Annotated in this window: 12 protein-coding genes; 2 read left to right on the forward strand and 10 right to left on the reverse strand. The window is 71.1% G+C overall.

Annotated features, from left to right (window positions below):
• Nucleotides 1-94 precede the first annotated feature (94 nt).
• The 3 genes from MRBLWS13_RS12290 to MRBLWS13_RS12300 are packed head-to-tail and all read right to left on the reverse strand — an operon-like array spanning nucleotide 95 to nucleotide 2,936.
• Nucleotides 95-958, reverse strand: coding sequence for a metal ABC transporter permease (locus MRBLWS13_RS12290; RefSeq protein WP_349425649.1), 864 nt, complete (start codon nucleotides 956-958; stop codon nucleotides 95-97).
• Nucleotides 955-1,758: a metal ABC transporter ATP-binding protein gene (locus MRBLWS13_RS12295; RefSeq protein ID WP_349425650.1), complete on the reverse strand. Its 804-nt coding sequence runs from the start codon at nucleotides 1,756-1,758 to the stop codon at nucleotides 955-957. The genes MRBLWS13_RS12290 and MRBLWS13_RS12295 overlap by 4 nt, the downstream gene beginning before the upstream one ends.
• 29 nt (nucleotides 1,759-1,787) lie before the next feature.
• A complete protein-coding gene (locus MRBLWS13_RS12300) occupies nucleotides 1,788-2,936 on the reverse strand; it encodes a zinc ABC transporter substrate-binding protein (protein ID WP_349425651.1) in 1,149 nt (382 codons plus the stop codon).
• 81 nt (nucleotides 2,937-3,017) lie between these two features.
• Between MRBLWS13_RS12300 and MRBLWS13_RS12305 the strand changes: the two genes are divergently transcribed.
• Complete coding sequence (locus MRBLWS13_RS12305; RefSeq protein WP_349425652.1) at nucleotides 3,018-3,662, forward strand: hypothetical protein; 645 nt, start codon at nucleotides 3,018-3,020, stop codon at nucleotides 3,660-3,662.
• A 21-nt stretch (nucleotides 3,663-3,683) separates the two neighbouring features.
• Here MRBLWS13_RS12305 and MRBLWS13_RS12310 read toward each other — a convergent pair whose 3' ends face one another.
• From MRBLWS13_RS12310 to MRBLWS13_RS12325, 4 genes are all read right to left on the reverse strand, one after another.
• Nucleotides 3,684-5,063 (reverse strand): dihydrolipoamide acetyltransferase family protein, encoded by a 1,380-nt coding sequence (locus MRBLWS13_RS12310; RefSeq protein ID WP_349425653.1) that lies wholly within the window; start codon nucleotides 5,061-5,063, stop codon nucleotides 3,684-3,686.
• 370 nt (nucleotides 5,064-5,433) lie between these two features.
• Nucleotides 5,434-6,399, reverse strand: coding sequence for an alpha-ketoacid dehydrogenase subunit beta (locus tag MRBLWS13_RS12315; RefSeq protein WP_349429052.1), 966 nt, complete (start codon nucleotides 6,397-6,399; stop codon nucleotides 5,434-5,436).
• Nucleotides 6,400-6,494: 95 nt separating this feature from the next.
• Nucleotides 6,495-7,619: a thiamine pyrophosphate-dependent enzyme gene (locus MRBLWS13_RS12320; protein ID WP_349425654.1), complete on the reverse strand. Its 1,125-nt coding sequence runs from the start codon at nucleotides 7,617-7,619 to the stop codon at nucleotides 6,495-6,497.
• A 53-nt stretch (nucleotides 7,620-7,672) separates the two neighbouring features.
• Nucleotides 7,673-8,794 (reverse strand): histidinol-phosphate transaminase, encoded by a 1,122-nt coding sequence (locus tag MRBLWS13_RS12325; protein ID WP_349425655.1) that lies wholly within the window; start codon nucleotides 8,792-8,794, stop codon nucleotides 7,673-7,675.
• A gap of 90 nt (nucleotides 8,795-8,884) precedes the next feature.
• Between MRBLWS13_RS12325 and MRBLWS13_RS12330 the strand changes: the two genes are divergently transcribed.
• Nucleotides 8,885-9,274, forward strand: a complete 390-nt coding sequence (locus MRBLWS13_RS12330) for a phage holin family protein (protein WP_349425656.1) — start codon at nucleotides 8,885-8,887, stop codon at nucleotides 9,272-9,274.
• Nucleotide 9,275: 1 nt separating this feature from the next.
• Here the strand turns inward: MRBLWS13_RS12330 and MRBLWS13_RS12335 are convergent, their stop codons facing one another.
• The 3 genes from MRBLWS13_RS12335 to MRBLWS13_RS12345 form a co-directional block, all read right to left on the reverse strand.
• Entirely contained in the window at nucleotides 9,276-10,871 is a 1,596-nt protein-coding gene (locus tag MRBLWS13_RS12335) for a hypothetical protein (RefSeq protein ID WP_349425657.1), read from the reverse strand.
• Nucleotides 10,868-11,170 (reverse strand): hypothetical protein, encoded by a 303-nt coding sequence (locus tag MRBLWS13_RS12340; protein WP_349425658.1) that lies wholly within the window; start codon nucleotides 11,168-11,170, stop codon nucleotides 10,868-10,870. The genes MRBLWS13_RS12335 and MRBLWS13_RS12340 overlap by 4 nt, the downstream gene beginning before the upstream one ends.
• Nucleotides 11,171-11,315: 145 nt before the next feature.
• Nucleotides 11,316-13,964: an ExeM/NucH family extracellular endonuclease gene (locus MRBLWS13_RS12345; protein ID WP_349425659.1), complete on the reverse strand. Its 2,649-nt coding sequence runs from the start codon at nucleotides 13,962-13,964 to the stop codon at nucleotides 11,316-11,318.
• Nucleotides 13,965-14,000 lie beyond the last annotated feature (36 nt).

Genomic DNA, 14,000 nt, shown 5'->3' on the forward strand with positions numbered 1-14,000 from the left:
GGCCGCCGCCGCGGGGCCCGCTCGCTCACCTGTCGCAATCTATGGGCCGCGGCCACAGATCGTGACAGCGGAACGGCCGGGCCGGTCGTGGCGATCACGTGGCGACCCTCGTGACGCGGTCGCGGCGAGCGCCGATCACCCGGCACACCACGTAGATCGCGAACGAGATGGTGGTGATGTACGGGCTCACCGGGAGCGTCCCCATGATCGCGAGCAGGATGCCGCCCACCGCCGACACGAAGCCGAACAGCGCCGACAGCAGGGGCACCGACAGCGGGCCCGATGCGATCCGCACGGCGGCCGCGGCGGGGGTGACCAGCAGGGCCATCACCAGCAGTGCGCCGATGATGTGCACGGCGACGGCCACGATGAGCCCGAGCAGCAGCATGAAGGCGAGCGAGACCGCCGTGGTCGGCACACCGCGCGCCGCCGCCGACTGCGGATCGAGCGAGTCGAACCGCAGCGGACGCCAGATGAGCAGCACGCCCACCAGCACGACGGCGCCGATGCCGATCAGCCAGCCGAGCTGCCCGGTCTGCACCGACACGATCTGGCCCGTGAGCAGGCTGAACCGGTTGGCGCTTCGCCCGTCGTAGAGCGAGAGGAACAGGATGCCGAGACCGAGCCCGAACGGCATCAGCACGCCGATGATCGAGTTGCGGTCGCGGGCCTTCGCACCCAGCACGCCGATGATCGCAGCCGCGATGAGAGACCCGATGATCGAGCCCGTCACGACGTCCCAGCCGATGAGGAGCGCGGCTGCAGCGCCGGCGAACGACAGCTCGCTGATGCCGTGGACGGCGAACGCCATGTCGCGCTGGATGACGAACACGCCGATCAGCCCGCCGACGAGCCCCAGCACGGCGCCCGCCCACACGGAGTTCGCCACCAGGGCGAGGATCTCGCCGTAGTACGGCAGGCCGCCGAACATCGCGTCCGCGATGTCGTTCCAGTTCACGCAGCCCCCTCGCCCTCGTGGTGGTGGTGCGAGGCCTCGGCGTCGGGGGCGCCGACCACCACAAGGCGGTCGCCGGCGCGCAGCACGAAGACGTGCGCGCCGTAAAGCGCGGTGAGCACGTCGGAGCGCAGCACCTCCTGCGGCGTCCCCAGCGTGAAGCGGCCGTTCGCGATGTACAGGATACGGTCGACCTTGCCCAGGAGCGGGTTGATGTCGTGCGTCACGAGCACGACCGCGGCATCCTTGTCCCGGCGATGCCGGTCGATGAGACCGATGACGGCCTGCTGGTTCGCGAGGTCGAGGCTCGTGAGCGGCTCGTCGCACAGCAGCAGCGGCGGGTCGTCGGCGAGCGCCTGGCCGGCGCGCAGGCGCTGCTGCTCGCCGCCCGAGAGTTGTCCGACCGGCCGGTCGGCGAACTCGCGCGCCCCGACGGCGTCGATGAGAGCGTCGATGCGGGCGCGATCGCCGCGGCGCGGGATGGGCAGCCCGAAGCGGTGGCCGTCGACACCGAGGGCCACGAGGTCGCGGCCGCGCAGCGACGTGTCGCGCGGCAGCGGCCTGGCCTGCGGGATGTAGCCGATGCGGCGGCTGCCGTGACCCTCGACCGGCGCGCCCTCGACGGTGATCTCGCCGCGGGACAGCGGCTCGAGCCCGAGGATCGCCCGCAGCAGCGTTGTCTTGCCCGACCCGCTGGGTCCGAGCACGGCGATCAGCTCACCGGCGCGCACGTCGAGGTCGAGGCCGGCCCAGAGCTCGCGATCCCCGCGCTGCAGCGCCGCATCCCGGATGCTCAGTACCACCCGCCGATCGGGGTGGGCCGACGCCGGTGTCACGCCTGCAGCGCCGTGTTCAGCGCCTCGATGTTCGCCTGCATCCACGAGATGTAAGTCTCCCCCTCGGGGAGCGTTTCCGAAAACGCGATCACCGGGATGCCGAGGCCGTCGGCCTCGCCTACGATCTCCTGCGTCTCCGCCCCGCCCGTCTGCGTGTTCGTGATCACGACGCTCACTCCGCCGTCGCGCACGAGCGCCAGGGATTCGAGGAGGGTCGCGGGCGCGACATCCTGCCCCTCTTCGACGGCCTCGCTGAACGCCTCGGGCGTCGAATTCTCGAGTCCGGCGGCGTCGGTGAGGTACACCGGCACCGGCTCGGTGACGAAGACCTTCTCGCCGCCGTGCGCGGCGCCGATGTCGCCGAGCGAGGCCTCGAGCGTCTCGACCTCGGCGCCGAAGGCCTCGGCGTTCGCGATGAAGGTGTCGGCGTCGTCGGGGCTCAGCTGACCCAGCTCGTCGGCGATCGCGGAGGCGACGTGCGCGATGGTGTGCGGGTCGTACCAGACGTGCTCGTTGAAACCCTCGACGTGATCGTGACCGTGGTCGTCGGCCTCGTCGGTGTGCGCCTCGGCGTCCTCGGTCGCGTGATCGTCGGCGGCTTCCGTCGCGGCGTCGTCGGTCGCGTGATCGTCGGCGGCTTCCGTCGCGGCGTCGTCGGTCGCGTGCTCCTCGGCGTCCTCCGTCGCGGCGTCGTCGGTCGCGGCATCCGTCTCGTCGCTGCCGGTCTCGTCCGCGGCGGGCGGGTCGGCGTGACCGGGGTTGTCGGGCCAGTCGTGCGAGTACTCGACGGCGGTGACGACCGGCGCATCCGTGCCGCTGGACTCGATGAGCGCATCGACGAAGGCGTCGTAGCCGCCGCCGTTCTCGATGACGAGGTCGGCCTTCGAGACCGTGAGCTGGTCGCGGGCGCTGGGCTCGAACGAGTGCGGGTCCTGCGACTCGTTGGTCACGATCGAGGTGACGTCGACCAGGTCGCCGCCGACCTCGGCGGCGATCTGCCCGTAGACGTTGGTGGATGCGACGACCGAGAGCCGGCCCTCGGCGTCGTCGTCGCCGCCCGCCGCGGTGCCCGCGCATCCCGCGAGGACGAGGGCGGATGCCGCCGTCAGGCCGAGCACAGGCAGGGAGCGTCGCAACGAGGTCATGTCAACGACTCTAACGCTAATGAGAATCGTTCTCAAACCTCACCCGTTCACGCGACCGGACCCGCTGATAGCGTCGGTCCCGTGCTCCCGCAGGTCGTCCGCCGCTCGCTGCTGCTCGCCCTCCCGTTCCAGGCGGGAGCCCTCGTCGTCGCCCTGGTGCTGTCTGCGGCCGGTCTGCCGGCGCAGATGCTGCTCACGGTGCTGCTCGTCCTGTCGATGTGGGCGCCTGCCGCCGCCGAGCTCGTCTTCCGCACGACGCTGCCCCGCGCGTTTCAGCTGCACTACGTGATCTTCATCACGCTGGGCCCGTACGCGGGCAGCGCGCTGAACGTCTACGTCGCGATCGCCGACTGGGACACCCTCATCCACTTCGACTCCGGCGTGATGCTCGCGTGGCTCGGGATGCTGTGGGTGCGGCGCATGGAGGAGCGGGTGAACGCCCCGTTCCCCGCGTGGTTCGCTCTGGCCGTCATCCAGCTGACCGCGATGGCTTTCGCCGCCGCGTGGGAGATCTGCGAGTTCGCGAGCGACCGGCTCATCGGCACCGTCGCCCAGGGCGGGCTCGACGACACGATGGCCGACATCATGGCGGGCACGATGGGCGGGCTGTTCGCGATCGCGCTGCTGCTGATCCTCGGTCGCCCGCGCTCCCTCGCGCCGGCGTCCCTGCTGCGCGCCGCGCACCGGGCCCCCGCCGCAGAGACGCCTCGGCGCATCGACGGCTGAGGCGGGTTCCGCCGAAGGAGGTCAGTCCAGGAGCAGCGCCGGCTCCTCGAGGATCGACGCCACGTCGGCGATGAAGCGCGACATCCCGTCTCCGTCGACCACGCGGTGATCGAACGAGCCGGCGACGGTGGTCACCCAGCGCGGCCGGACCTCGCCGTCGACGACCCAGGGCTTCTGCCGGATCGTGCCCAGTGCCACGATGCCCGCCTCGCCCGGGTTGATGATCGGAGTCCCGGCGTCCATGCCGAACACGCCGATATTCGTGATCGTGATCGTTCCCCCGTGCTGGTCGGCTGGAGTCGTCTTACCCTCCCGCGCCGTGAGGGTGAGCCTCTCGAGCGCCCGGGCCAGCTCGCGCATCGACAGGTCCTGTGCATCCTTGATGTTCGGCACGAGGAGGCCGCGCGGCGTCGCCGCGGCGATCCCGAGGTTGACGTACCGCCGCACCCGGATCTCGGCGCCCCCTTCGGCATCCACCCACGCAGCGTTCACCATCGGGGTGCGCCGCGCCGCCCAGATCACGGCGCGCGCCATGATCAAGAGCGGCGAGACCTTCGTGTCGGCGAAGTCCGGCGAGGTCTTGAGCCGCTTGACGAGCTCCATCGTGCGGGTGGCGTCGACGTCGGTCCACACCGAGACGTGCGGGGCCGAGTACGCCGACTGCACCATCGCCGACGAGGTGGCCTTGCGCACACCCCGGACGGCGATGGTCTCCTCGCGACCGGCCGCGTCGGGGGCGGGCGTCGATGGCGCGACCTCGGCGGGGCCGGGAGTCGGCCGCTCCGCGGGCGCCGGCGCGGCGACCGGGATGGTCTCCTCGCGCACGTCGCCCCACTCGGGCGTCTCGATGTTGCGGAACACGCTGGCCTGCGACGCGTGCCGCACGACGTCCTCGCGGGTCACCTCGCCGGCGGGGCCGCTCGGCGCCACGGCCGACAGCTCCACCCCGAGGTCGCGCGCGAGCTTGCGGATCGGCGGCTTGGCGATGATGCCGACGGATGCCGCGACCCGTTCCGCTGCGGGAACGGCGGCCTTGCGCCGCCGGGACTGCACCTGACCGCCAGTGCCGTACCCGACGAGCACCGCTCCCTCGCCCTCGGCGGGCTCGGCGGGCTGCCCGTGCTCGGACTGTCCGACGGTGGCCGGGGCGGCGGCATCCGTCGTCGAGGCGATCGTGATGATCGCCGAGCCGACGTTCACCGTCGCGCCCTCGACGGCCAGCAGCTCGCCGACGGTGCCGGCGAACGGCGAGGGCAGCTCGACCAGCGACTTCGCCGTCTCGATCTCGACGAGCACGTCGTTGACCGCGACGGTGTCGCCCGGGCCGACGCGCCACTGGACGATCTCGGCTTCGGTGAGGCCTTCGCCGACATCGGGGAGAACGAACGTCTGGGTGCTCATGGAGTGTCCTTTCGAAAGACCCGGTCGTTGAGCGAGCTTGCGAGACGAAACGCGCGTGACGTTCCGGCCGCGCGCAGGCGTTTCGTCTCGCTCGTTCCTCGCTCGCTCAACGACCGGGAGAAGATTCCTCGGTCGTTGAGCGAGGGAGCGCCAGCGACCGAGACGAAACGCGCCGAACCGAACCGATACGCCAGGCGCAGACGTTTCGTCTCCCTCGTTCCTCGCTCGCTCAACGACCGGGAGAAGATTCCTCGGTCGTTGAGCGAGGGAGCGCCAGCGACCGAGACGAAACGCGCCGAACCGAACCGATACGCCAGGCGCAGACGTTTCGTCTCCCTCGTTCCTCGCTCGCTCAACGACCGGCTCCCTCTCAGTAGGCGAGGGACCGGTCGACGGCCTCGAGGATGCGGTCAGCGTCGGGCAGGAAGACGCCTTCGAGCTTGGCCGGGGGGAACGGGGCGTCGAAGCCCGACACGCGCAGCACCGGAGCCTCGAGCGCGTAGAACGCACGCTCCATCACGGTCGCCGCGACCTCAGAGCCGAGCGACGTGAAGCCCGGGGCCTCCTGCGCGTAGACCATGCGACCGGTGCGGCGCACGGACTCGAGGATCGGGCCGTAGTCCACGGGCGACAGTGAGCGCAGGTCGACGACCTCGATGCTGATGCCCTCGACCTCGGCCAGCACGGCGGCCTGCAGCATCGTCGTGACCATGGCGCCGTGGCCGACGAGGGTGACGTCGGTGCCGCGGCGGACGATGCGCGACGCGTGCAGCGGCAGGGCGCGGGCGGAGGTGTCGACCTCGCCCTTCTGCCAGTACTTGCTCTTCGGCTCGAGGAAGATCACCGGATCGGCCGAGGCGATCGCGTCCTGGATCATCCAGTACCCGTCGTTCGGCGTCGACGGGCTCACGACCCGCAGGCCTGGGGTGTGCGTGAAGTACGCCTCGGGGCTCTCCTGATGGTGCTCGATGGCCCCGATGTGCCCGCCGTACGGGATGCGGATCACGACGGGCATCTGCACCGCGCCCTCGAGGCGGTTCGTCATCTTGGCCAGCTGCGAGGTGATCTGGTCGAACGCGGGGAAGACGAACCCGTCGAACTGGATCTCGACGACCGGGCGGAATCCGGCGAGCGCCAGCCCGATCGCAGTGCCGACGAGTCCGGACTCGGCGAGCGGGCTGTCGATCACGCGGCGCTCGCCGAACTCGGCCTGCAGCCCTTCGGTGATGCGGAAGACGCCGCCGAGCTTGCCGATGTCCTCGCCCATGAGCAGCACGCGGTCGCTGCCGGCGAGAGACGCACGCAGACCGGCGTTGATCGCCCGGCTGAGCGGCATCGTCTGCGTGGCGGATGCCTCGGGCACGGGGTTCACGGCGGGCTCGGCGCGTTTCGTCTCGCTCGTGCCTCGTTCGCGGGGCGGCCGGGTGTCGGTCACGATGCGCCTCCCTCGAAGGATGCCTCGTATCCGGCGAGCCACTGCCGCTGCTCGTCCATGAGCGGATGGGGCTCGGAGTACACGTGGGCGAAGATGTCGTCGGCCTCGAGTCCGCCCAGCGCGTTGGTGCGGGTGCGGATGTCGTCGGCGAGAGCGTCCGCCTCGGCATCCACGTCGGCGAAGAACGACTCCGACGCGCCCCGGGTGAGCAGGAAGGCCTTCATGCGTGCGAGCGGATCGCGGCGACGCCACGCCTCCTCCTCGCTCGACGGCCGGTACTTCGTGGGATCGTCGCTCGTCGTGTGCGCGCCGAGCCGGTAGGTCATGGCCTCGATCGCCTGCGGACCGCCGCCCGCGCGCGCCTCGTCGAGCGCCGCCCGTGTGACGGCCCAGCTCGCGAGGACGTCGTTGCCGTCGATCAGCGCGCTCGGCATCCCGTATCCCTCGCCGCGCTTGTACAGCGGCGAGCGCGACTGCGTCGAGACGGGCACCGAGATGGCCCACTGGTTGTTCTGCAGGAAGAAGACCTCGGGGGTCTGATAGCTCGCGGCGAAGACCATCGCCTCGTGGACGTCGCCCTGGCTCGACGCGCCGTCGCCGTAGTAGACGATGACGGCCTCGTCGCGGTCGGGGTCGCCGGTGCCGCACCGGCCGTCGAAGACCAGCCCCATGCCGAACCCGGTCGCATGCAGCGTCTGCGAGCCGAGGACGAGCGTGTAGATGTGGGTGTTGCCGTTCTTCGGGTCGGTCGGGTCCCACCCGCCGTGCGTCAGTCCGCGCATCACGCGGATGATGTCGATCGGGTCGACGCCGCGGATCTTCGTCACGACGTGCTCGCGGTAGGACGGGAAGATGTGGTCCTGCGGACGCGCCGCCCGCGCGGAACCCACCTGCGCGGCCTCCTGGCCGTAGCTCGGCGGCCAGAGGGCCAGCTGGCCCTGGCGCTGGAGGTTCGTCGCCTGCACGTCGAACGCGCGGATGACGGCCATGTCACGGTAGAACGTCTCGAGGTCGGCGTCGCTCAGCGCGTCGACGGCGGCGCGATAGCGCTCGGCGGCGGGGGTCGGGGCGAAGGTGCCGTCCGCTTCCAGGAAGCGGATGAGAGCGGGGTCTTCGGGCACGGTGGTTTCCGAAGGTGCCGTGGCGCCAGTCGTCACCAAGTCTTCAGGCGGGGTCACCGTTCTACGCTAGCCCGCACTCCTGCGTGCCCTTCCGGGAGGTTCTTCACAACGGATGCTGCAATCCCTAGGACCTTCTCGACAGATTCCTCTTCGCCGACGGAGATCCGGATGCCGTCGCCGGCGAACGGACGGACGATCAGGCCTGCTTCCTCGAAGGCGGCGGCGAAGGTCGCGGTCTCGTCACCGGCCGGCAGCCACACGAAGTTGCCCTGCGCCTCCGGGACGTTCCAGCCGGCCCGGCGGAGGCCGTCCGCGAGCCCGTCGCGACGCTCGGCGATGACGCGGACGCGCTCGAGCAGCTCGTCCTCGGCGTCGAGGCTCGCGAGCGCCGCCTCCTCGGCGTGGGCGGTGACGGACAGCGGGATCGCGGTGCTGCGGGCCGCGTCGAGGACGCGCGGGTGGCCGACGGCATAGCCGACCCGGAGCGCGGCGAGGCCGTACGCCTTGGAGAAGGTGCGGAGCACCACGACGTTGGGGTGGCTGCCGGTCGCGAGCACCCGGGCACCGTCGACGGCGTCGGTATCGGTGACGAACTCGGAGTACGCCTCGTCGAGGATCACGAGCACGTCGGCGGGCACGCGGGCGACGAACCCGTCGAACTCGGCCTGCGTGACGATGGGGCCGGTCGGGTTGTTGGGGCTGCACACGATGATGGCGCGCGTGCGGTCGGTGATCGCGGCTGCCATCGCGTCGAGGTCGTGGCGGGCGCCCGCGGCGAGCGGCACCTGCACGGCCGTGGCACCGGCGACCACCGCGAGCCAGGGGTAGGCCTCGAACGAGCGCCACGCGTAGATGACCTCGTCGCCCGGGCCGGATGTCGCCAGCACGAGCTGGGCGAGGATCGAGACGCTGCCGGCGCCGATGTGGATCGCGTCGGCACCGACGGCGAAGCGCTCGGCGAGGCGCTCGCGCAGCCGCGCGGCGCTGGCGTCCGGGTATCTGTTGAGCGCTGTCGCCGCCTGCACGCGCTCGAGCACGCCCGGCAGCGGGTCGAACGGGTTCTCGTTGCTCGACAGCTTGAACGCCTCGGCGCCGGCCTGCCGGCCCTGCTTGTACGGCGGCAGCGCGGCGACCTCGGGGCGCACGCGGACGGGGATCTCGGGAGCGTCGGTCACGGTCCCGAGTCTACGAGCGGTAGGGAGGCCGCGTCTCGGCTCGCGATTCTCGTTGGACGCGGGCGCGCGTCATGGAAGACTGGGCGGACCATGGGCTTCCTCATCCGCGTCGTCATCAACGCGTTCGCGATCTGGGTCGTCACCCTGATCCCTGCGCTCCAGGTCTTCGTCGTGCCGTTCCCGCCGGGAGGGACGCTTCAGCTGGTGCTGACGCTGCTCATCGTCGCGGTGATCTTCGCGCTCGTGAACACGATCATCGGCACCGTCATCAAGGTGCTGGCGTTCCCGCTCTACATCCTCACGCTGGGGCTGATCGGCCTCCTCATCAACGCGTTCCTGCTGTGGCTCACGGCCTGGCTCACGCACTGGTGGAACTGGGGCCTGCGGGTCGAGGACTTCTGGTGGGGCGTCGTCGCGGCGGTCATCATCACCCTGATCAACTGGATCTTCGGCATCATCCTGCGACCGCGCAAGGACTGACTCAGCCCGCATCACGCCTCGCGGCGTACTCGGTGACATCGACGGCATCCGCGCGCGCGAGGTCGTCGAACACGTGGCGCAGGCCGTCGACCCGAGGATCGGACGACGCGTCGACGAGCGCCGCCGTCTCGGCATACGCGGTCAGCCGGTGCGCGGGCAGCCCCACCTCGTCGACGGCGACGTCGGGGTCGGAGACCCGCTCGACGATGAAGCTGCCGGACGCGCCGACCGGCTGGGCATGGCCACCACCGGCGAGCCCTACGACGGGATCGTCGGAGTGGCGCACCGATACGCTCAACGTCCCCGGTCCGACGTCGGCGTCGACGGGCGAGCCCAGCGACACGAGCGTCTGGGTGTCGTAGAGGCCCTCGAGCGCCAGGTGCGAACCGATCATCGCGCCCTGTGAGAAGCCGAACACGTGGATCACCTCGCCCGGCCGCGCCCCGGCCGCGGCGAGCGCCGCCTCGGTCACGGCGTACGAATCCGACGTCCTTCCGGCATAGAGCTCGACGTTCGAGGCGTTGTCCCATGCGTCGTCGCCGCCCATCGCGCCCGACTGCATCCCGGCGATGTACACGGCGTACTGCCGCGAGCCGTCCGGCATCGTGTACCGCTCGACCCGCACCCGCGAGTCTCCCGAACCCGGGATCCGCGCCGTCGCTGCCGCCAGGCTCTGCGGCGCGACCGAGGCCGGCGAGCCCGCCGACCCGGGCGACGCGGCACCCCCGGCACCGGCGGCAGGCGCGGTGCCTGCGGTTACGACCCCGGCCGCCCCCGCCGCACTGCCAGGTGCTGCCGGCGTCACCGGGATCAGCGTCACCGGCCCGGCCGTGCCTGTGAGCCTCGCCTCTCGAGGGAGCCTCCCGGTGCCCGCCAGGCCGACAGCCACAGCGCCGCCCAGGGTGAGCAGGCCGGCGCCGGCTCCCGCCACGACAGCGCCCGGGTCGTTGATCTCGCTGCCCAGTCCGACCCCCCAGTGGGTCGCCTGCCGCACGAGCTCGGATGGCCACGAGAGGGCGTACCCGAACTCCGCGTCGAGCGCCATCCGCCAGGCGTCGGGATGCTGCTCTACCAGCGCGGTCATCCGCGCGTCGAGGCGGTCCGCGCGGGCGCCCTCGCCGGCAAGGACGGCGGCCCGGTGCTCGGCCTGGACCTCCACCATCTCGTAGGCGTACGCCGCCTCGCGCAGCGCGCGGGCGATCTCCTCGGACTCTTCGTGCACCGTTTGCAGCTGCGCGGCGAGAGCGGATGCCGCCGCCCGCGCGTCGTCCGTGTGCGCCGGCAGCATCCGCAGCACGTCCTGCAGCGCGCGCACGCGGTCGGCGATGGCGGCGAGCTCCTCGCGAGCGGCATCGAAGCGCACGGCGGCCGCAGACAGGGTGGCCGTGTCCACCGCCACGGCGCCGCCGCTGCGGATCTGCAGGCCGTCGTCGACGCGCGGCCAGTTGTCGGCGAGCAGGCTGATGAGTCCTTCGCTCGGACCGAGGCGTCCGGGATCACGGACGAGGTCGGGCGCCAGCAGGCCGCCTTCCGTCGCCCCGTCCTGACGGGGAACGGCAGGTGCCAACACGTCGTTCCCGGGGGACGGGTCTCTCATCGTCCCGCCCCGGACAACACTGCGGAAAGCGACTCCGCGAACGCCGCGCGCTCGCGGGCGCGTGCGACGTCGTACCGCACGGTCTCGGTCAGGCAGGTGAGCCCCGACACGTCGCCCGCCCATGCGGTGGCCCGGTCGTGGAACGCCGTGGCCGCCTTCGCCTGCCAGTCGACGGCGTCGGCGAGTCCGCGCGCGACGAGCGCGGCATCCGCGATCCGGTCGAGGAGTCGTGCGAGTTCGCGCACGACCTCGGCGAGCTGATGAGACGCCGCATCGGCGACCGGGGGAACGAGAGTCACCCGTCGATCGTGCTCCTCGAGGGATCGGGGCGCCGCCGAGGCGGCGACGGTCCGTGGAGAACGGCGCCCCTCGGCCGCATGTGGAGGAGGGGCGCCGCTCCGCATCGGAACGACGCCCCTCGGGGGTGTGGAGAGCTCGAGAGCCCTACTTGCCCACGACCACCTCGACCGTGTCTGTCGCGGTGTTGCCCGCGGCATCCGTCGCCGTCCAGGTGAAGCGGTAGACCGCGCCCTTCACAGCCTTGACGCGGAACGTGTCGTCGTCGATCTGCTCCCAGTCCGCCTTCGACGAGCCGGTCGCAGTCGCGTCCGTGAACTCGACGGTGACGTCGCCGCTGTCGTCGGCGGCGTCGATCGTGAACTCGACCGTGCGCATCTTGTTGTTCGGCGGGAACACGGCCGACGGTTCGGCCGACACCTCGATGGTGGGATCCGTCGTGTCCGGGGGCGTGAGGTTCAGCCCCACGATCACCGGGTCATGGTCGCTCGAGCGGTACGGGTCGGGCGCCCAGAGGGCGTCCTGCGCCGGAAGCTTGAACGACATGTCGTAGTCGATGAGGCTCGGCTCGTCGGCATTGATGTGCCACGCCGAGGCACCCGACACATCCGCGAGCAGCGCCGGCTGTGCGAGGGCGTAGTCGAGGTAGCCCAACTGCCCGTCGAACACGTACGAGTACGCGTGCTCGCCGTTGAACTGCTTCTCCAGGTCGGTGAAGCCGCCCTGGACGAACCCGTCGATCGCGTCCTCGTGGTCGTACGAGTTCAGGTCGCCGATCACGATCGCCCGGCCGTCCGTCGCCACCGTGGTGTTGAGCCAGGTCGTGAGCGCCGTGGCGGCCGCCGTACGCAGCGCGCTGCAGTTGCCCTGTCCGTCGCCGAGGTCGGGGCTCTCGGCGCAGGCCGAGCCCTTCGACTTGAGGTGGTTCACCGACACCACGAACTCCTCGCCCGTCTCGGTCGATGCGAACCGCTGGGTGAGCCCCGGGCGGTTGCGCTCGTCCGACCAGGCGGGGTCGATCGCACTCGTCATGAGCAGGTGCGCGCCCACCGGGGCGACCGACGCCGGCTTGTAGATGATCGCCGTCGCGATGGCATCCGTGCCGATGACGCCCGTCGTGACGGGCACGTAGGTGCCCTCACCCACGCGCGCGTTGAGCGCGTCGGCGAGCGCCTGCACCGCCGTGCCGTTGTTCTCGATCTCGAGGAGCCCGAACACGTCCGCGTCGATCTCGGCGAGCGCCGAGACGATCTTGTCCTGCTGGCGCTGGAACTCCTCGGCCGTGTCGGCGCCGCGGTAGTAGTCGTCGTCACCCGACATCGTCGGGGTCGGGTCGATCGAGGTGAAGTAATTCAGCACGTTGAAGCTCGAGATCTTCAGGTCGCCGCCCACGTCCGGCAACTCGGGCCGCGGGTTGCCGACGGTGAAGTCGGCGGCCTCGGTCGGCTGCACGCCCCACACGTCGAAGCGGTAGTCCAGCACGCCGGTGGCGTTCTGCACGAGGTCGCCGCTGCGGAACGAGTGCTCGAGCGTGAACGTCCCGCCGTCGGGGTGGATCGCCGGGTCGGGGTTCTGGGTGCTGCGGCCGTCGTCGAGCGTGATGCTGTTGTCGAGGTTGGCGGCCGCCAGCGCGACGGCTGCCGCACCGGGCTCCACGACTGCCGTGGGGGTGTCGAGCCGGCCGTTGGTCAGCGTGATCGTGCCGAAGCGCCCGTACTCGAACGTCTCGCCGATCGCGAGCTGCTGCGGGAGCGTCACGTACATGCCCTCGAGCGCTTCGCGCTGCTCGACGGTGGCCGGCAGCTGCAGCGGCGTCGGCTCGGGGATGGTCGCACCGCCGGGGCAGACCTCCACGTCGGCCGCGACGACCTCGGTGAGCCCGAACTGCTCCTTGACCGCACCGGCGACGCTGACGCTCTCGCCGACGTTGACGGCGGTGCCGCCCGGGGCGTAGACGAAGATGCCGTCGGAGGTCGCCGTGTCGCCGTCGCCGCCGTCCTGCATGTAGTAGCCGTCGTAGCCGCCGGTCGACTGGAAGTCGCCGACCACGACACCCTTGATCAGCACGTTCTGCCCCTGGATCGGCGACGCCGCACCGGAGCCCTGGACGGATCCGATCGTCACCGGGGTGGCGGCGCAGTCCGCGACCGGGCCCGGGTCCGGGTCGGTCGGCGGTTCGAGAGCGCAGTCCGCGTCGTGCGCACCGAACCCGTCGAACGTGTCCGTTGCGAATCCTGTCCAGCCGACCGCCGGGTCGAAGGCGTCGGCGCCGTTCGTGTCGCCGATGCATGTCTCCGCGGCACGGCGGAGGGTGTTGTCGGCCGTGGAGTTCAGGCCGGTGCCCCACTCGGTCCCGGGGTCGACCCCGATCTGGCCGATGACGTCGACGATGACCCCGTTCTTCACGAGCGCGACCGCGTCGTCGCCGTTGAAGAGCCCCGTGGTCGTGCCCGTCACCTGATCGGCGGCCGCCAGGAGGGCGGCATTGGCCGCACCGTGCGCGAGCACGTAGACGTCATCCGCTGCGACGGAGCCGGTGAGCGGGATCGTCAGTCCGGCCGAGGCGCTGCCGTTCGAATACTGCTGAAGCGCGTATCCGGTCGTCGCGAGATTCACGCTCGCGGTCGACGGGTTGTAGATCTCGATCGCCTTGTTGTTCGACGATCCCTCGAGGTACTCGCTGATGAGCAGATCTCCGGATGCCGCGGCCGCGGGTGCGGCGAAGGCCACCACGCCCGCCGCGGCGAGCGTGAGGGCCGCGGCGGCGGCGGCGAATCTGCGGGGTGATGGGGACACGGGACCTCCACGCGAGGACGGCGGCCGGTGGACCGC

It is taken from the genome of Microbacterium sp. LWS13-1.2 (genome assembly GCF_040144835.1).
Lineage (GTDB): Bacteria > Actinomycetota > Actinomycetes > Actinomycetales > Microbacteriaceae > Microbacterium.